16 protein-coding genes and 1 tRNA gene are annotated in these 17,703 nt (G+C 52.6%); 12 read left to right on the plus strand and 5 right to left on the minus strand.

Translation table 11 applies throughout. From position 1 onward, the window contains the following. Window positions 1-123: 123 nt before the first annotated feature. Window positions 124-210 (plus strand) — tRNA-Ser (locus RHH27_RS09160). Between the two features lie 113 nt (window positions 211-323). On the opposite strand, the gene RHH27_RS09165 is transcribed toward RHH27_RS09160, so the two are convergent. Beyond that, window positions 324-1,118 carry a site-specific DNA-methyltransferase gene (locus tag RHH27_RS09165; RefSeq protein WP_206199892.1) on the minus strand — a complete coding sequence of 265 codons (795 nt, stop codon included), beginning with the start codon at window positions 1,116-1,118 and terminating at the stop codon, window positions 324-326. Between the two features lie 15 nt (window positions 1,119-1,133). After that, on the minus strand, window positions 1,134-1,676 hold the full coding sequence (gene pyrR, locus RHH27_RS09170; protein ID WP_206199893.1) for a bifunctional pyr operon transcriptional regulator/uracil phosphoribosyltransferase PyrR: 543 nt from the start codon (window positions 1,674-1,676) through the stop codon (window positions 1,134-1,136). Window positions 1,677-2,036: 360 nt separating this feature from the next. Here pyrR and uvrB point away from each other — a divergent pair, with 360 nt between their 5' ends. The 3 genes from uvrB to ispF all read left to right on the plus strand — a co-directional run bounded on the left by uvrB (window position 2,037) and on the right by ispF (window position 5,277). Beyond that, a complete protein-coding gene (uvrB, locus tag RHH27_RS09175; protein WP_302678112.1) occupies window positions 2,037-4,046 on the plus strand; it encodes an excinuclease ABC subunit UvrB in 2,010 nt (669 codons plus the stop codon). Window positions 4,047-4,204: 158 nt separating this feature from the next. Next, window positions 4,205-4,714, plus strand: coding sequence for an allophycocyanin subunit beta (gene apcB, locus RHH27_RS09180; RefSeq protein WP_149818761.1), 510 nt, complete (start codon window positions 4,205-4,207; stop codon window positions 4,712-4,714). An 80-nt stretch (window positions 4,715-4,794) separates the two neighbouring features. After that, on the plus strand, window positions 4,795-5,277 hold the full coding sequence (gene ispF / locus RHH27_RS09185; RefSeq protein WP_302678113.1) for a 2-C-methyl-D-erythritol 2,4-cyclodiphosphate synthase: 483 nt from the start codon (window positions 4,795-4,797) through the stop codon (window positions 5,275-5,277). A 9-nt stretch (window positions 5,278-5,286) separates the two neighbouring features. On the opposite strand, the gene RHH27_RS09190 is transcribed toward ispF, so the two are convergent. Continuing rightward, entirely contained in the window at window positions 5,287-6,033 is a 747-nt protein-coding gene (locus tag RHH27_RS09190) for a pentapeptide repeat-containing protein (RefSeq protein WP_302678114.1), read from the minus strand. A gap of 95 nt (window positions 6,034-6,128) precedes the next feature. On the opposite strand from RHH27_RS09190, the gene RHH27_RS09195 reads away from it, so the two are divergent. Beyond that, a complete protein-coding gene (locus RHH27_RS09195; protein WP_315862887.1) occupies window positions 6,129-7,082 on the plus strand; it encodes a LysR substrate-binding domain-containing protein in 954 nt (317 codons plus the stop codon). 1 nt (window position 7,083) lies between these two features. After that, window positions 7,084-7,728 carry an alpha/beta hydrolase gene (locus RHH27_RS09200; RefSeq protein WP_302676062.1) on the plus strand — a complete coding sequence of 215 codons (645 nt, stop codon included), beginning with the start codon at window positions 7,084-7,086 and terminating at the stop codon, window positions 7,726-7,728. On the opposite strand, the gene RHH27_RS09205 is transcribed toward RHH27_RS09200, so the two are convergent. After that, window positions 7,715-8,365: a diacylglycerol/polyprenol kinase family protein gene (locus RHH27_RS09205; RefSeq protein ID WP_302676061.1), complete on the minus strand. Its 651-nt coding sequence runs from the start codon at window positions 8,363-8,365 to the stop codon at window positions 7,715-7,717. The two genes, RHH27_RS09200 and RHH27_RS09205, sit on opposite strands and share 14 nt — an antisense overlap. A gap of 26 nt (window positions 8,366-8,391) precedes the next feature. Continuing rightward, the gene (gene wecB, locus RHH27_RS09210) at window positions 8,392-9,516 is read right to left on the minus strand and encodes a non-hydrolyzing UDP-N-acetylglucosamine 2-epimerase (RefSeq protein ID WP_302678115.1); all 1,125 of its coding nucleotides are present in this window, start codon (window positions 9,514-9,516) and stop codon (window positions 8,392-8,394) included. A 268-nt stretch (window positions 9,517-9,784) separates the two neighbouring features. On the opposite strand from wecB, the gene RHH27_RS09215 reads away from it, so the two are divergent. The 6 genes from RHH27_RS09215 to cas7c all read left to right on the plus strand — a co-directional run bounded on the left by RHH27_RS09215 (window position 9,785) and on the right by cas7c (window position 17,622). Further along, window positions 9,785-10,300 (plus strand): bifunctional nuclease family protein, encoded by a 516-nt coding sequence (locus RHH27_RS09215; protein ID WP_206201676.1) that lies wholly within the window; start codon window positions 9,785-9,787, stop codon window positions 10,298-10,300. Window position 10,301: 1 nt separating this feature from the next. Beyond that, the gene (locus tag RHH27_RS09220; protein WP_302678116.1) at window positions 10,302-11,423 is read left to right on the plus strand and encodes an aldo/keto reductase; all 1,122 of its coding nucleotides are present in this window, start codon (window positions 10,302-10,304) and stop codon (window positions 11,421-11,423) included. 314 nt (window positions 11,424-11,737) lie between these two features. Further along, window positions 11,738-13,885, plus strand: a complete 2,148-nt coding sequence (gene cas3 / locus RHH27_RS09225) for a CRISPR-associated helicase Cas3' (RefSeq protein WP_302678117.1) — start codon at window positions 11,738-11,740, stop codon at window positions 13,883-13,885. 89 nt (window positions 13,886-13,974) lie between these two features. Next, window positions 13,975-14,637 (plus strand): type I-C CRISPR-associated protein Cas5c, encoded by a 663-nt coding sequence (cas5c, locus tag RHH27_RS09230; protein ID WP_302678118.1) that lies wholly within the window; start codon window positions 13,975-13,977, stop codon window positions 14,635-14,637. Then, complete coding sequence (cas8c, locus tag RHH27_RS09235) at window positions 14,634-16,409, plus strand: type I-C CRISPR-associated protein Cas8c/Csd1 (protein WP_302678119.1); 1,776 nt, start codon at window positions 14,634-14,636, stop codon at window positions 16,407-16,409. The genes cas5c and cas8c overlap by 4 nt, the downstream gene beginning before the upstream one ends. Before the next feature lie 52 nt (window positions 16,410-16,461). Next, window positions 16,462-17,622 carry a type I-C CRISPR-associated protein Cas7/Csd2 gene (cas7c, locus tag RHH27_RS09240; protein WP_302678120.1) on the plus strand — a complete coding sequence of 387 codons (1,161 nt, stop codon included), beginning with the start codon at window positions 16,462-16,464 and terminating at the stop codon, window positions 17,620-17,622. The last annotated feature ends 81 nt before the right edge of the window (window positions 17,623-17,703 follow it).

A 17,703-nucleotide genomic window follows, 5' to 3' on the forward strand; every position in this document is an offset into this window, starting at 1 on the left:
AAGTTAACTGAATACTTTTATCGTAGAGGGGTTTGCCGCCAGAATTGCCTTGAGGGGGAGCGTGACGGAGTCAATCGCGAAGTGTGCCTTTGGCATTCACCTTTGCTATGATTGGAGATCCTTGGAGAGGTGGCAGAGTGGTTGAATGCGCTTGACTCGAAATCAAGTTTAGGGTAACACCTAACGGGGGTTCGAATCCCCCCCTCTCCGTTGATGTCCCCGATAGTTTAGAAAAACGGGTACCTCGCTTTAGCTAGCGATAGATGTAGTGGCACGACTGACCTAGAAGCTTGGCTAATAGAACCTGTCAAGCTCGAAAAGTCCTATAAATTGATCACATCAAAAAGTGTAATCTCATTCAGGAGTCTCTCCTTTGCCAGTTCTGCATATCGAGGATCAATTTCAACGCCGACGCCTTTTCGTTTGTTGGCAAAAGCTTCCACCAGTGTTGTGCCGCTGCCACAAAAGGGATCGAAGACGATATCGCCCGGAAAACTAAAGAGCTTGATACATCGTCTCGGCAGTTCCCTTGGAAACGGTGCAGGGTGACCAATCTTTTTTTTGCTTTCGCCGCTGAATGTCCATAGCCCGTTTGTCCATTCCATAAATTCTTCCCGAGTAATATCGGCCTTTTCATCGGACTTGCGCCGCCACTCCTCTTTGTACAACACCACAATTAACTCCACAGGCGCAATCACATAGGGTGCTGAGGGCGACATCCACGATCCCCAAGCCGTCCGCCGCGAAATATTACCCTCATTCCAGACAATGGTGGACTGATATTTCCAGCCAACCTCTTGAGCCAAAACCGTCAAATCCGCGCCAACACTGCGCTGTCCCCCTTTGTTTTTATCGAGGGGAATGTTAAGGCAAAACCGCCCGCCCGTTTTTGTCCAGTGAAAACAGTTGGACAGCCAAGCGCGACTAAATTCTAGATAATCGCTGTAGGGGACATCATCTTTGACTGAGCGATATTCAAGACCCACATTGTAGGGCGGGGAAGTCACAATCAGGTCAATAAAAGGCTCAGTAAATAAATCAGCATCAAGGCTATTGGCATTGAATAGCCATGTATCTTTCATTTGAAAGAAGGCTTCTTTTTTTGAGATGAATGGCATTGAGTTTTCCCAAGATTAAGAGGGTTTCCATAGCTCTACCCCATCCCGCTGATCAATCCCCTGCAAGAGTACCTTGACCACTTCATCGCGAGCCGTGGGCAGTACTTTACCCGTAAAGTCGGGGTGAATCGGCAATTCGCGGTGCCCGCGATCGATGAGTACCAATAACCAAATGGCACCGGGGCGACCGTAATCATGGACGGCATTGAGGGCAGAGCGAATCGTGCGGCCACTAAAAATCACATCATCCACCAAGACCACAATCCGCCCAGAGAGATCCACGGGAATCAGGGTCTGACGCGGTGTGCGCGGGCCAATGCGATCCAAGTCATCGCGATAAAATGTAATATCCAACTCACCAATGGGGAGGTTCACTCCTTCCAGTTGTTCAACTTGTTGCCCCAACAGCTTGGCAAGGGGAACCCCACGGGTATGAATCCCCAACAACACTAATTTGTCGAGGGCATCGCGAGCCTTCTCCACCACTTGGGAGGCTAAGCGCGTGACAGTGCGCCGTAGATCATCGGCACTGAGAATTTCAACGACTTCACCAGCCATAGCCGTCACGGTAGGGAATTCACAGATTTTAGCGAAATTCCCGCAAAAAGAGACCCTACGCCAAGCGGGTAGGGCCAAAGACGCAGTTAGGAGGTATCTTGCTTCCCTACGATACTGCCGATATTTTGGGGGAGCGAAAGCTTTTACCAATTCTTTAGATTTGGCGCAATTAACTGTTACAATACACGAGAAACTGTTATTTAGAATACCAAATCTTAGGGCTGCTTTCTCAAATAGGCGAGGACGTGGTTTTGACCGTTTCAAGCGCCTTCAATCCTTCTGAACAAGATTTTGGGTGGCTCGCTCCTCCGTTGCTCGACTACCCTAAAAGCTAGGTAAGAATTCGTTAGAAATTGGGCAATGACCAGCACTCCCTTTCGTATTCACGCTCCCTTTGAACCGACGGGAGATCAACCCCAAGCCATTCAAAAACTGGTTGCAGGGGTACAGGCGGGATATCGCTTCCAAACATTGCTGGGGGCAACGGGCACCGGCAAAACCCACACGATCGCCCGCGTGATCGAGGCCCTTGGCCGCCCGACCCTTGTGCTGGCCCACAACAAAACCCTTGCGGCGCAACTGTGCAATGAACTGCGCTCATTCTTTCCAGAAAATGCCGTCGAGTACTTTATCTCCTACTACGACTACTATCAGCCTGAGGCCTACATTCCCGTTACCGATACCTACATCGAAAAAAGTGCCTCTATCAATGAAGAAATTGATATGTTGCGACACTCGGCCACCCGCTCCCTCTTTGAACGGCGGGATGTAATTGTCGTTGCCTCCATTAGCTGCATCTACGGCTTGGGTATTCCAGCAGAGTACCTCAAAGCGGCGATTTCCTTGGAGGTGGGCAGTGAAACGGATCTGCGACAACTGCTGCGGCAACTGGCCACCATTCAATACACGCGCAACGATGTGGAACTGGGGCGGGGGCGCTTCCGTGTCAAGGGAGATGTTTTAGAAATCGGCCCAGCCTATGAGGATCGCATCATTCGGGTTGAGTTTTTTGGGGATGACATTGAAGCGATTCGCTATGTCGATCCCCTGACGGGGGAAACATTGCAGAGTGTCGAACGCCTGAATATCTATCCCGCGAAGCACTTTGTCACCCCTGCCGAACGCCTGGAAGCGGCTTGTGCTGCCATTGAAGCGGAACTGCAAGCCCAAGTGGCTTACTTGGAAGCCCAAAATAAACTCCTTGAAGCACAGCGCCTGAGTCAACGTACCCGCTATGACTTGGAAATGCTGCGACAGGTGGGCTATTGCAACGGTGTGGAAAACTACTCACGCCATCTCGCCGGCCGGGCAGCGGGGGAACCGCCGGAGTGTTTGATTGATTATTTTCCTGACGACTGGCTGTTGGTGGTGGATGAGTCCCATGTAACAGTGCCGCAAATTCGCGGGATGTTTAATGGTGACCAAGCCCGCAAAAAAGTGCTGATTGATCACGGCTTTCGGCTGCCCAGTGCGGCGGATAATCGCCCCCTGAAGGCGGAGGAATTTTGGCAAAAGGTGAAGCAATGTATTTTTGTCTCGGCAACCCCCGGCGATTGGGAATTGGCGGTGTCTGAAGGGCAAGTTGTCGAGCAAATTATTCGGCCGACGGGGGTCGTGGATCCAGAAATTTTTGTCCGTCCCACCCAAGGACAGGTGGATAATCTCTATGGGGAGATTCGCCTGCGGTGCGATCGCCAAGAGCGGGTACTGGTGACTACTCTCACGAAACGCATGGCCGAGGATCTCACGGAATACTTCCAAGAACGGGGGGTACGAGTGCGCTATTTGCACTCAGAAATCAATGCCATTGAGCGCATTGAGATTCTTGAAGCCCTGCGCCAAGGGGACTTTGATGTGTTGATTGGTGTCAACCTGTTGCGGGAGGGACTGGATTTACCCGAAGTGTCCTTGGTGGCCATCCTTGATGCAGATAAAGAGGGCTTCCTGCGGGCGGAGCGATCGCTGATTCAAACCATTGGCCGTGCTGCCCGGCACGTCCGTGGACAGGCGATTCTCTATGCCGACACCCTCACCGACAGTATGCAAAAAGCCATCCAAGAAACAGAGCGCCGCCGCGCCATTCAACTGGCCTACAACCAAGCCCACGGCATCACCCCTCAACCCATTGTCAAGAAAACCAGCAATGCCATCTTGGCCTTTTTGGATGTGTCTCGCCGCCTCAATGCCGAGTCGGTGCCTGTCTTATCTTCCCAAGCCTTACAGGAACTGAGCCTAGAGGATATCCCCCAACTGATCCAAGACCTTGAGGCGAAAATGAAGGCGGCTGCCCAAGAATTGGCCTTTGAGGAGGCTGCCCGCTACCGCGATCAAATTAAGCGTTTGCGCGATCGCCTCGTGGGGCACCCCTAGAATTATGAACTTTTGTAATAGTTCGCAACAGTCCGTAAACGGGAGCGAAGGGGGAGAAACCCTACCGTGATAAGCTAAGTACGATTTTAGATCCGCGCAATTTCGGCTGGCGTTCGGGTTGACGCTAGTTTTACCAGTTCTAGGAGTAAGAAAAACCTATGCGTGATGCCGTCACCACACTGATTAAAAACTATGACTCCACCGGTCGCTACCTCGATCGCGATGCTGTTGACAGTTTGCGCTCCTACTTTAATTCCGGTGCGGTACGGGTTAAAGCGGCAGCAGTGATCAATGGCGATGCCGCAGCCATTGTGAAGGAAGCGGGTTCTGCCCTCTTCACAGAGCAGCCGGAACTGATTCAACCCGGCGGCAATGCCTACACCACACGCCGCTATGCCACCTGCCTGCGGGATATGGACTACTACCTGCGCTATGCCACCTACGCCATTGTGGCCGGGGATGTGGATGTCCTCAATGAGCGCGTCCTCGAAGGTCTGCGGGAAACCTACAACTCCCTAGGGGTACCCATTGGACCAACGGTGCGCGGCATTCAAATCATGAAGGAGATTGTGCGCGATCGCGTGGCAGCGGCGGGCATCGAGGACACGAGTATTGTCGAACAACCCTTTGACTACATGTGTCGGCAACTGAGTGAAGTGAATATCTAGGTTGGCCAAGGTAGAAGACTCTGCAACAATAGAGGGCGGTGGCATTGGCGATCGCCCCTTCATTGTCCTGCGCAGCAAGTATGAAAATTCGCATTGGTAATGGCTACGACATCCATCAATTGGTGCCCGAGCGGCCTCTGATTTTAGGCGGTATCAAACTAGAACACACCTTGGGACTCTTGGGACACAGTGATGCCGATGTCCTCACCCACGCAATTATGGACGCCCTCTTGGGTGCCCTCAGCCTTGGCGATATTGGCCATTACTTTCCCCCCAGTGATCCCAAATGGGCAGGGGCAGATAGCCAAGTCTTGCTGGCGAAAGTAGCGGCACTGATTGCAGAACGGGGTTGGCAAGTGGGCAACATTGATGCCGTAGTGGTGGCAGAGCGTCCGAAGCTGAAACCCTACCTCGACCAGATGCGCGATCGCCTTGCAACCACCCTAGGGATTGATCGCGACCAGATTAGTATCAAAGCCACCACCAATGAAAAACTGGGGCCAGTGGGGCGTGAAGAGGGCATTGCCGCCTATGCCGTGGCGCTGCTCCAGTCAGAAGCTTAAGATGAACTACTAGCGAACATACAGGCTGTAGTGAAAATCCGTTTGCTCGCACTGGCTTTGCTGGAGATTGGCATGGCGAAAATTGGCCCAGCGACAGATGGCATGACTAAGGTTGGCGCGCACAAAAAGGGCATGGGAAAAATAGCCGCGCGTCAGTCCTGCATAGGCTAAATTGGCCGCATAGAAGTTACAGCGATAGGCTTGAACCCCCTCCAAGGACGCCTGTACCAAATGAGCAAACCGCAGCGTGGCTTCATTGAGGCTAGCCCCCATCAGCAGCGCAAAGGAAAAATCACTAGAAGCAGCACGGGCATGGCTGAGATCTGCTTGACACCAATTGCTGTGGCGACAATCCGCCTGTTCAAGAGTGACCCAAGAGAAATCGGCATAGGTCAACCGAGCGTACTGCAAGTTGGCCAGTTGAAAATTTGCCCGCTGGGCAGTGGCGCGATCGCCCACCACTTTTAAGAACAACGCCCCTCGGCAATCGGCATCATCGAGGTTCGCCGCTGTCAGATCCGCCTCATAGAGGTTAGCAAAGCGCAGATCCCCATGGGCAAGGTTCACCTCTCGCAGACAGGAACGGCTGAGATTGCAGCCCCGCAGGTCATAGCCCCGCAGATCCATGCCCGTAAGATTCATTTCCCTCAAATCTACAGTAAGCTGAGGATAAGCTTGCCGCCATTCGTTCCAGAGGTGTTTTCCCCCTCGCAGGCGATCGCTCATTACCTGATTTGAGTGCCCTTTGATCATCATTCTTGCCTTGAGATTCCTCACATTTCGTTATCGTGGCGTGAAATTTGATAGAATTTCATCTATGTAGCTCTATCGCTGACGAAAGGAGAATGGGTTTGAAACAAGCAACCCTACATCAGCTTAAGGTTTTTGAGGTCACTGCTCGCCACGGAAGTTTTACCCGCGCTGCCGAGGAACTCTTTCTGACGCAGCCCACCGTTTCGATTCAAATGAAGCAGTTGACCCGTGCCGTTGGTATGCCCCTCTTTGAGCAAGTGGGCAAGCGGCTCTATCTGACAGAAGCCGGCAAGGAACTGCTGGCCACCTGCCAAGACATCTTTGAGCGCCTTGAGCGCTTTGAAATGGCCGTTGCTAATCTCAAGGGTCTCAAGCAGGGACACTTGCGGCTGTGTGTCATTACCACGGCCAAATATGTGATTCCGCGGCTGCTGGGGCCATTTTGCCAGCGCTATCCGGGGATTGATGTTGCCCTGACGGTCACCAACCATGAACAGGTGGTAGAGCGCATTCGAGGCAATATGGACGATCTCTATATTCCCAGTTGCCCACCGGAGAATCTGGATGTGGAGTGCCACCGCTTTTTGGATAATCCCTTAGTGGTGGTTGCCCCCAGTCACCATCGCCTCAGTGGTCGCAGTAAAATCCCGATCCAAGAACTGGCGGGAGAACCCTTTATTATGCGGGAGCAGGGATCGGGCACCCGCCAAGCGGTGGAGAAGCTCTTTGCAGAGCACGGTGTGCCGATCAATATCCGCCTTGAGCTGGGAAGTAACGAGTCCATTAAGCAGGCGATCGCTGGCGGCCTAGGGATTTCTGTCCTGTCTCACCACTGCTTAGCCCTTGATCGCGAGTCCAGCCAGTTGACGATTCTCGATGTCGAACATTTCCCGATTCAGCGGCACTGGCATTTGGTCTATCCTGCGGGCAAACAACTGTCGGTTGTGGCTCAGGCCTTCTTTGACTATGTGTCCACCGAGGGTCGGGAAATGATTGAATCGAGCCTCACCTATCCTAGTGTGGCGCCGGCCAAGGAACTCAACCCCGTCTAGCATGACAACCCTCCAATTTCTCACCTTTCCCGATCCGCCGATCGCGGCAGATCACAGCCTTCTATTGCTCCACGGCTGGGGTGCCAATGCCGCAGATCTGATTTCCCTTGGATCGTTGCTGGCTCCCCAAGCCCAAACCTATGCAGCGGAAGCCCCCTTTCCCCATCCTTACGTCCCCCAAGGGCGGATGTGGTACGACCTGAATCAGCACGATGCCCTCGGTGGCTCATTACTGCTCGATGAGCGGGCAATGGATCTAGCCACCAGTGAAGCGGCACTGCGGCAGTGGATTGCCAGCTTGCCCATTGATCTGAGCCGCACAATGTTAGGGGGGTTTTCCCAAGGGGGAGCACTGACATTGGCTGTGGGGTTAACGTTGCCCTTGGCAGGGTTGTTGGTCTTTAGTGGCTATTTGGTGCGCCCGCCAGGGGTAAGCTCTACCTCACCGCCCGTGCTGATGATCCATGGCACAGCCGATCCTGTCGTGCCCTTTGCCAGTGCCCAAGCCAGTTGGCAAGCCCTGCAAGCGGCAGGCGTGAAGGGAGCGTTTCATGCCCTACCCATGGCTCATGAAATTAATGGAGACGCGATCGCGATCGCCCGCCAGTTTATTGAGAAGACCCTGCCTAACATCAACTCAAATTGAGTAACCCATAGGCAAGCAAAGCGCTACCGATCGGAACTGTGAGATTATCAACCCCTCGCCAAGCAATCAGTTCCAAAAGGGTCGCACCCAGACCTACTAAGGGGGCAATCCAGAGCAACTCTAAGGTCGCAATGGGGGTGAGGGATAGAGCCGCCACCACGGTACTCACACAGAACATGGTCAGGGTTCCTTCCCAGCTTTTACTGGTTCGCGGCAGGGGATGGCGTCCCCAGTTAATCCCCACAAGGGCAGCCAAGCCATCTCCCCAAGCCATCACTAAAATTCCCAGAACCGCCAGTTCCGGCAGCGTGTTCCAAAAGAGCGCCATTAATGTGCCAATACTCACCGCATAAAAAAAGGTGCCCCAGCTTTGACGCCCCACGCCACTAATACTGGGAAAAATCGGTATGCGGTAAGAAAGCAGTGTGACGACGCCAGCGATCGCTGCGGCCACAATTCCCCAACTCGTGGGTACCCCCAAGGCATAGGCAATGAGAATCACTTGACCGGCACCAATGTGAACCACTTTCCGTGACCATTCCTTGGCATTGGGAAGCCAAGCGTGAATCAGTTCTGCGGTTAACAGCACCAAGCCCAGCCAACTGGTGACCAAAATTCCTGCCCAGAACATTGTCATTGCTATCCTCAGATGGCCGTGGCTCCTTACTGTGTCTGCTGGGCAAAAAACTGGGTCACAATCTCAAGGATGCGATCGCTCGCATGACCATCGCCAAAGGGATTAATCGCCGTCGCCATGCGGTTGTAGGCCACTGGATCCGTGAGCAGTTCAATGGCTGCCGCGGCAATCGTATCCGCAAACGTGCCCACCAGTTTAGCAGTGCCAGCGGTGACCGCTTCCGGCCGCTCAGTGGTTTCCCGTAACACCAGTACCGGTTTACCAAGGCTAGGGGCTTCCTCTTGGAGACCACCGGAATCCGTCAGCAGGAGCGTTGCTCCCTTAATCGCTGCCACAAGAGCAGGATAGTCCAGTGGCTCCGTCAGAAAAACGCGGGGATGATGCCCCAAATAGGCTTTGAGGGGTTCACGCACAGTGGGATTGCGGTGCAGGGGCAAGAGCAAAGCGGTATCGGGAATCGTGTTTAAGATTTTCAGGAAGCCATTGGCAATGTCTTCTAGGGGGGCACCCCAGTTTTCCCGTCGGTGAACGGTGGCGAGGATCACGCGATACTGTTGCCAGTCAAGGCCGGGGACATGGCACACTGGCTGGCGATCGGCCACTTGCAGCAGGGCATCAATCACGGTATTGCCCGTCAAGTGAATACTACCCGTGACCCCGGCCGCCTGAAGATTCTTGACGGCTTGCTCCGTAGGGGCAAAATGCAACTGCGCTAATTGGGAAATAAGGCGGCGGTTGGCTTCTTCTGGATAGGGGTTGTAGAGATCGTCGGTGCGCAAGCCCGCTTCCACATGGCCGACAGGAATCTGCTGATAAAAGGCGGCAAGGGTAGCGGCAAAGGCGGTTGTTGTATCCCCCTGAACCAAAACAAGACGGGGCAGGAGTTCTTGATAGAGTTGCTCAAGGCCTTGGAGAGCACGACAGGTGATTTCGGTCAGGGTTTGCTTGGGCTGCATAATGGCCAAGTCCCGATCTGCCCGCAGGTCAAACAGTGCCATCACTTGATCCACCATTTCGCGGTGCTGTCCCGTGAGGACAACGTAGGGTTCAAACAGGGGCGATCGCTGGAAGGCTTGAATGACCGGTGCCAATTTGATTGCCTCCGGGCGCGTACCCAACGTAATGCAGATCGGGATCGGGGAAGCAATCATAGCCGTCTAAATACCAAAAATAATAAATAATAACTTTAGTGTACCGAGAAGCGAGCGTCAAAAAAGTGTCTAGTTGCCACTGCCCATGATTCCGTCGTTCGCCAGTCTTTTTCTAAAGCATGGAGTCCCAAGGAATGCCTGCGCGTCGCCCCTCCGTTACTTCCCCCATAGGGAGTCTTACAGTGGTAGGGGTGTGCCATCTTGGTGGGAAGGACTGTATGTTAATAATAGAAGGGAATGCACCGCCATTGCGCTCGCTGAGGTGGCCATGATTGAAATGACCGTTGCTGGGATTGCCCTCGATGCCACTAACCGTCGCACCCCAATTGTCTTACTCAAAGACGGTGCTGGACGGCGAGCACTGCCCATCTGGATTGGTGATAATGAGGCGCGGGCAATTTTAATGGCCTTGGAAAATCAACGAGCACCGCGACCGATGACCCATGATCTGATGGTCAACATTCTCAATGAATGGAATATGACCCTAGAACGGGTGGTGATCCATTCCTTGGAAGACAACACCTACTATGCAGTGCTCACCCTGCGCCAAGGAGAAACTCGTAAAGAGATTGATGCTCGTCCCAGCGATGCCATTGCCCTTGCCCTGCGCTGTGATTGCCCGATTTGGGTGATGGAAGCGGTTGTTGCCGATGCCTCGATTCCCGTCGATCGCGATGCTGACGAGGAAGAACGCCAAGCCTTTCGCCGCTTTTTAGATTCGATTCGCCCTGAAGATTTTATTCAGCAGGGCCGGGGAATGGAAGAGGATTCCTCCGCAGGCTAGAATGCGCTACCGCCGCTTTGGTCGCACGGGGCTGAACCTCTCGGTTTTTTCCCTTGGAACGATGCGTGCCTTGGGCAGTCCAGAGGTGATGCAGGCGGTCATTGAGGGGGCGATCGCCCACGGCATGAACCACATTGAAACCGCCGCCGCCTACGGTGCCAGTGAAGCCTATATTGGTCGTGCCCTCAAGGCACTGGGTCAGCCCCCCGTTTTTATCACCACTAAACTCTTGCCCCAAGGGGATGCGGATCACGTCCAGCGGCAAATTGCTCAATCCCTTGAGCGTCTTCAAGTCTCACGGTTAGATGGTGTCGCCCTCCATGGCCTCAACACCCCTGAGCATCTCGCATGGCTGAGCACTGAGGGGATGGCAATGCTGCGGCAGTTGCAAGCAGAGGGTGTGATTGGTGCTTTAGGCTTTTCCAGTCATGGATCGTTGTCTGTGATTTTGCGGGCGATCGCTAGCAACCAATTTGACTTTGTGAATCTGCATTACACCTACTTTCAGCAACGCAATGCCCCAGCGATCGCCGCTGCCGCCGAGCGGGATATGGGGATTTTTATCATTTCGCCAGCCGATAAAGGAGGACAACTCTACCGGCCTTCCCAACGGCTCCAAGACCTCTGTGCGCCCTTTCACCCTCTCCATTGGAGCTATCGCTGGTTGCTGAGTCAGCCGGCCATCACCACCTTGAGTATTGGACCGGCCACCGTTGCCGAGTTGGCCTTTCCCTTGGCCGTGGCTGATCAGGTGGCACCCCTGAGCGCTGAAGAGCAAGCGGTGGGCGATCGCCTGCAAGCAGTGATGCAGGAAACCTTGGGCACCGATTTGTGTCAACAATGTTATGCTTGTTTGCCCTGCCCTGAGGAAATTCACATCCCCGAAGTGCTGCGGCTTCACAACTTAGCCGTCGCCTACGACATGACAGAATTTGGCAAGTATCGCTATGGGATGTTTGGTCGTGCCGGGCATTGGTTTCCCGGTCAACCCGCCAACCGCTGTACTGAATGTGGCGATTGTTTGCCCCGCTGTCCCAGTGGCTTGGAGATTCCTCGGCTATTGCGCGAAACCCATGAGCAGTTGCAGGGCAGCTCGCGAACCCGCCTTTGGCAGAACATTTAATCAAATAATCAAAAATCGAAAAAACTTCCTATTTTCCCACCCAGTACCGAACTCAACTGTCAAGTATGGGTCAATCCCAATATTCCCGTCCTGTTCCCAACTCAGGGACTTCGCTAAAATCTAAAGTGAAGATAGCTTGTCATCCCGCCACGATGTTGCGCAGTATTGTCAAGGTTGGGTCAAAATTCTTTCTCTCAATCTCAATGTGAAGTATATAAGCTGAGAAAGAATTATGTGAAATGATGTCAAATTACTATGCTCATACTCCAAACCAAGATGGTCAATGGCATTCCCTGTCAGCGCATCTTTCTAAAGTGGCTGGTAGAGCGTCGAAGCTGGCTGGAAAGTTAGGTACACCTCAACTGGGCAACTATGGTGGCCTTTGGCACGACTTAGGCAAATACAACCCTGATTTTCAGGCTTATCTCCAAGCCTGTGCCCAAAATCAAGCTGTTAAAGAGAAAGTCCCTCACGCTAAGTATGGTGCGCTCCTCGCTTTTCAGAAGTGTCAGCCTCTTGCACCAATGATCTATGGCCACCACAGCGGCCTGCCTAATATGGCAGATTTGCAGAATCGGTTGGCGGAGGTTGATCGGGTAACCTACGAGCATATTAAAGGCCTAGCCAAGGCGGATGGGATTGATTTAGACCCGTCAGCAGATTTTCAAAAAGAGTTAACTTCCATTGCTAGCCCTGAGCTAGACATTGCAACTTGTAAATTAAATACTGAACTGTTCCTGCGCTTGCTGTTTTCCTGCTTAGTGGATGCGGACTACCTTGATACGGAATCCCATTTTGATCCAACCGCCGCAGCCCAACGGGGGCAGTACCCCTGCCTACAACAGCTATGGTCAGCGTTTGCAGCGAATCAGACTCAATTGATGGCCAATAGCCTAAACACGCCTGTTAATACGGTTCGTAAGGATGTTTATCACCATTGCTTGACCACAGCCAAGGAGCCGCAGGGAGTCTTTCGCTTGGCAGTCCCCACTGGCGGTGGTAAAACCCGCAGCAGTCTAGCCTTTGCCCTTCAGCATGCTTTAACACATGGGTTAGATCGCGTCATTGTTGCGGTGCCCTACACCAGCATTATTGAGCAAACAGTCGCCGTCTATCGGGAGATTCTGGGTGAAGACACTGTTCTGGAGCACCACAGCGCAGTACAAACAGATTTTCAGAATGAAGATGATGCGCGATCGCTCCAAGCCTGTGCCCGCCTAGCAGCTCAAAACTGGGATGCACCGCTGATTGTCACCACGACGGTGCAACTATTTGAAAGCCTATTTGCCAATCGCCCCAGCCGTTGCCGCAAACTTCACAACATTGTCAACAGTGTAATTATTTTAGATGAGGTACAGACCCTGCCGCTGAAACTGTTAGCTCCTATTCTGAGTGTTCTGAAGACACTAGTAGCGCGGTATCGAGTCACGGTTGTGCTCTGTACGGCAACGCAGCCCGCCTTAGCTGGAACAACGCCCTACCTAGAGGGATTTGACAATGTCAGGGATATCATTCCGCCTGAAGAAGCTCAACAACAATTCTGCACCCTGAAGCGGGTCAATTATGAGCAGCTGCCAATCCTGTGGTCATGGCAAGACCTTGTGGCGGATTTGAAGCAGCAACATCAAGCCCTCGTCGTGGTGAATACCCGCAAAGATGCGCTTGCTATTCTGGATGCCTTGGGTGAGGAGGAGCGCGATCGCCAGTTTCATCTTTCAACATTGCTCTACGGTGCCCATCGGCAAGCTGTCCTACAGGAGGTGCGCGATCGCCTGCGAAACAATCAACCCTGCTGGCTTATTTCTACTCAAGTGGTCGAAGCGGGTGTAGATTTAGATTTTCCGGTCGTTTATCGCGCCATGGGGCCACTGGATCGCATTGTGCAGGCGGCAGGTCGCTGTAACCGTGAAGGGCAACGTTCATCCTTGGGACGGGTCGTGATTTTTGACCCCCAAGAGGGTCGCACGCCTCAAGGGGAGTATTGCACCGCTGTTGAAACTACTCGCACTTTACTCAGGCAAGCCATGGTTGACCTAAATGACCCTACAGTTTTTCAGAGGTATTTCCAGCAGCTTTACCAAGTTCATGATCTTGATACCGAAAAAATTCAGCAGTATCGTCAGGCATTCAACTTTCCCGAAGTTGCGCAACGCTTTCGTCTCATCGAGGATCACACGTATCCAGTTGTCATTGTGCCCGATCAAGCAAAAAATAAAGATGAACACAATCAAGTAAAACAGTTAATTCGCCGTATTCAGCAACGCGGCTTAAGGGCAAAAGAAATCCGCGCATTGCAGCCTTACCTTGTCAACCTACGCACCAAGGAATTTCATGACACTGAGCACCTGCGGGAACTGATTGCTGCTGGCCTCTGGGCTTGGCAGGGTGACTATGACCCTCTCAAAGGGATTGCGATCGCAACAAGCCCCATCGTCGCAGATCCCAGCGATCTTATTTTTTAGGTCAGTCAGAGTTAAACTAGAGGAACGGCATCATCGGCTTTCCTAAGCCAATCAAAAGTAAGCTGGCGATGACAATTAAAATCAAATCAATGCTCAGTGTTAAAGTTTGGGGGGATTATGCTTGCTTCACCAATCCTGCCTTTAAGGTGGAGCGGGTGAGCTATCCAGTGATGACACCTAGTGCCGCGCGGGGGGTGTTGGAGGCGATTTTTTGGAAACCTGAGTTTATTTGGCAAGTGGAAGAAATCCACGTTCTGAAGCCGATTCGTCATTTTTCAATTACCCGCAATGAGGTCAACTCTCTGCAAAGCGATCGCGCCGCCCGTCAAGAGAGCTACCGCTATTTTGCTGATGAAGATCGTGCCCAGCGCCATACCCTAGCACTGCGGGATGTGGCCTATGTGATCAAGGCTCAGATTGTTCTACGTCCCCATGTCAATGCTGACATTGCCAAGTACTGTGAGCAGTTTCGCCGTCGGGTCAGGAAGGGGCAATGCCACCACCAGCCTTACCTAGGTACTCGTGAATTTAGTGCCTTCTTTGAGGAACCTACGCCAGCGGATCAGCCGATTGCCCACAGTGATGATTTGGGGTGGATGTTGCTGGATGTCGTCTATGAGCAGGATACCAAGGTAAAGACCCTCAGCTACTGGCGCCACGATGGCAATGGCGCCCATTTAACTACTGGGAAAGCAGAGCCAAAGTTTTTCCATGCCCGATTGATTAATGGTGTCTTAAAGGTGTCCCAATGACAATTCTCACGGTATTGAAAACCTATGCCGAGGAGCGGCTTGAATTGCCCCCCTCAATGTACGGCGAAAATACCATTGCTTGGCTTATTGAGCTAGATGATGCGGGCAACTTTCGGGGCATTACTCCCCTCAAAAGTAAGGAGGCGAAACGGGGACAACGGTTTGTCACCCCCCACGTTGGACGAACAAGTGCCGTTAAGCCCAAACTCTTAGCGGATACAGCGGAATATGTGTTGGGGATTCGTCGGCCAAGGTCAACCTCTAAGCCTGAGCTTGAGCGGGCTGAAGACTGCTATCATCAGTTTGTGGCCTTAGTGAAGTCCTGTGCAGAAAACACTCAGGAGCCAAGCGTCCAAGCCATTTCAAAATTCTATGAATCAGCAAACGCGGTCGAGGAGGCTAGGCAAGCCCTGCAAGCCTATAAAGATTTCGATGCGGGGGAGGGTGTAACTTTTCGGATAGGAGGGCAGCTTATACCTGCGGATGCAAGGGCTAACCTCTACTCTATTGAGCAGTTTTGGCAGCAGTACACGGGGAAACAGTCAGAGTCTGAGAATGGCGACGATAACCCCACAATGACCTGCTTGGTGACTGGGAAAAAGACGGTAGTGGCAAAGCGAATGCCATTTATGATTAAGGGTTTGCTCGGGGGGCAAACTTCAGGAGTAGCGATGGTTTCTGCGAATGCAAAAGCCTTTACGTCTTATGGATTGGAATACTCTCTAACGTCACCCATGTCTGCGGAGGCGGCGGAGAAGTTTACGAAGGCACTGAACCACTTGTTGCGGGATGAGCAATCCCACCTGTGTGTGGCGGAGACGACTTACCTTTTTTGGACGCGGGAAAAAACGACATTCGATGTCATGATGTTTCTGACGCAGCCCCAAGCGGATGAGGTTGCCAGTCTGCTAAAGTCGGTTCAAACCGGTCAGCAAGCCACTAGCTTTGATGCCGATCGCGCCAACTTGTTTTATGCTCTTGCTTTGCGTGCCAACAATAGCCGTGCGGTGGTCTGCGATTGGCTGGAAACAACGATTCCCAATGTACAGGCGCAGTTGAAGACGTGGTTTGAGGCACAGCGGTTGGTGTCGCCAATGGGGGGCGAGCCACGATTTTTCAGTCTTTATACTTTGGCTGAAAGCCTTTATCGCGATCGCGAGGCGGCGCGGCGGGAGATGCCGGCAAGGGTGGTGACGGCTTTGACTCGTTCTGCCCTCTATGGCGATCGCCTACCAGAGGATTTACTGGCTAAGCTGGTGCGCCGCAACTGTACGGAGCGTAAGCTGACCTACCCTCGCGCTGTGCTCCTCAAGTTAATCTTTTGTCGTGACAAGCGGAGACAATCCCTAATGACAAATATGCACGCCTTGAATCCCAATCCTAGCCTTGAAGGCGCTGACTTGGCGGCCTATACCTGTGGTCGCTTGCTGGCTCTTTTAGAGGAAATTCAACGGGCAGCCCTAGGGTCATTGAATGCCACATTGGTGGATCGCTACTATGGTGCCGCCTCAAATACACCTGCGGTGGCGTTTCCACCCCTGTTGCGGGGGGCACGTGCTCACCTCTCAAAGCTACGGAAGGAGAAAGGAGGAGCGGCGAAACGCTTGGAAGAGACCCTAGAGGAGGTGATTGCTCAGTTACCTACGTTTCCGAAAACACTGAATCTACAGCAGCAGGGCTTGTTTGGACTGGGCTACTACCACCAACGGGCAGAACAGCGCCGTCAGGCACAGGTGGCAAAGCAATCATCCGTGGCGATGGTTGACGGCTGAGGCAGCACGGAAGCCAATATTGACTTTGACTAAAGTAAGGAGAACGAAAGTAATGACGAATACGACTCATAGTTTTGCAGTGTACTGTGATCCTCAGAAACGGCATGATTTTTTGCTACTCTTTGATGTCACTGATGGTAATCCTAATGGGGATCCCGATGGTGGCAATTTGCCGCGCACTGATGCCGAAACGGCTCAAGGGTTGGTGACTGATGTTGCCCTGAAGCGAAAAGTCCGTAATTATGTTGCCACCTATGCGGAGTTTGAGGCGACTGAGGAAGAAGCAAAGCGCTTGAAAATCTTTGTGGAACATCGGGGGGTCTTGAACGAGCAAATCCGCAAAGCCTATGTAGCTGAAGGGATTCCTGTGGGTACCACTGTTAAGGAACCTGTGAAAGATGGCAAGGTTTTAGAAGGCTTGCGGCAACTTAAAGATGAGCTACCGGATGCGTTTACCTTTACCGACAGTGATGAGGAGTCGGATGAGGTCACTGCAACGCTAGCCTATAGTGGCGAACTGAGTGAGGATGAACTGAAGGAGTTTTATGGCAAAGATACCGTTGCAGAACTCCTCAAGCAAAACAAAGCCCTAGCTGCTTTTCTCAAGGAGGTCGTGAAGAAGGCGGGTAAGCCGGCAAAAGATCGCGATAATGCGGAGAGGGCACGGCGGTGGATGTGTGCGAATTTTTACGACGTGCGGATGTTTGGGGCAGTGATGTCCACGGGGCTGAATGCGGGTCAGGTGCGCGGTCCGATGCAACTGACCTTTGGGCGATCGCTAGATCCAATTTTGCCCACAGACCTCTCGATTACGCGGGTAGCGGTTACAGATGTCAAGGATCGAGAGAAGCTGCAAACAATGGGCCGTAAGGCAATAATTCCCTACGGTCTCTACCGTAGTTATGGGTTCTTTTCCCCTTATTTGGCGGCACAAACGGGGGTAACGGCAGAAGACCTTCAGCTTTTTTGGCATGCCCTTTTGGGGATGTGGGATCACGATCGCTCTGCTAGTCGAGGAATGATGGCGCTACGTGGGCTGTACATCTTTACCCATGACAACAAGTTGGGACGTGCCCCTGCCCACAAACTCTTTGAGCGTATCCATGTCGAACTGAAAGACAAAGCCTTACCCCCGCGAAAGTTTGAGGACTATCGTGTAACGGTTTGTGAGGATTCTTTGCCGGAAGGAGTCACATTAACTCGTTTGGCCTAGTGTTGCGATCGCCCCAAGTCTTTAACAGATTACATTAACGGGGCGATCAATAATTGCCATACGAAAAAGTTTTGACTTAGC

The organism is Thermosynechococcus sp. PP555 (assembly GCF_031583225.1).
GTDB lineage: Bacteria > Cyanobacteriota > Cyanobacteriia > Thermosynechococcales > Thermosynechococcaceae > Thermosynechococcus.

Bases quoted from the DNA above. Each gene is read 5' to 3' on its own strand.
- RHH27_RS09165 (WP_206199892.1), bottom strand. From the start codon at position 1,118: ATGCCATTCATCTCAAAAAAAGAAGCCTTCTTTCAAATGAAAGATACA.
- pyrR (WP_206199893.1), bottom strand. From the start codon at position 1,676: ATGGCTGGTGAAGTCGTTGAAATTCTCAGTGCCGATGATCTACGGCGC.
- uvrB (WP_302678112.1), top strand. From the start codon at position 2,037: ATGACCAGCACTCCCTTTCGTATTCACGCTCCCTTTGAACCGACGGGA.
- apcB (WP_149818761.1), top strand. From the start codon at position 4,205: ATGCGTGATGCCGTCACCACACTGATTAAAAACTATGACTCCACCGGT.
- ispF (WP_302678113.1), top strand. From the start codon at position 4,795: ATGAAAATTCGCATTGGTAATGGCTACGACATCCATCAATTGGTGCCC.
- RHH27_RS09190 (WP_302678114.1), bottom strand. From the start codon at position 6,033: ATGATGATCAAAGGGCACTCAAATCAGGTAATGAGCGATCGCCTGCGA.
- RHH27_RS09200 (WP_302676062.1), top strand. From the start codon at position 7,084: ATGACAACCCTCCAATTTCTCACCTTTCCCGATCCGCCGATCGCGGCA.
- RHH27_RS09205 (WP_302676061.1), bottom strand. From the start codon at position 8,365: ATGACAATGTTCTGGGCAGGAATTTTGGTCACCAGTTGGCTGGGCTTG.
- wecB (WP_302678115.1), bottom strand. From the start codon at position 9,516: ATGATTGCTTCCCCGATCCCGATCTGCATTACGTTGGGTACGCGCCCG.
- RHH27_RS09215 (WP_206201676.1), top strand. From the start codon at position 9,785: ATGATTGAAATGACCGTTGCTGGGATTGCCCTCGATGCCACTAACCGT.
- RHH27_RS09220 (WP_302678116.1), top strand. From the start codon at position 10,302: ATGCGCTACCGCCGCTTTGGTCGCACGGGGCTGAACCTCTCGGTTTTT.
- cas5c (WP_302678118.1), top strand. From the start codon at position 13,975: ATGCTCAGTGTTAAAGTTTGGGGGGATTATGCTTGCTTCACCAATCCT.
- cas8c (WP_302678119.1), top strand. From the start codon at position 14,634: ATGACAATTCTCACGGTATTGAAAACCTATGCCGAGGAGCGGCTTGAA.
- cas7c (WP_302678120.1), top strand. From the start codon at position 16,462: ATGACGAATACGACTCATAGTTTTGCAGTGTACTGTGATCCTCAGAAA.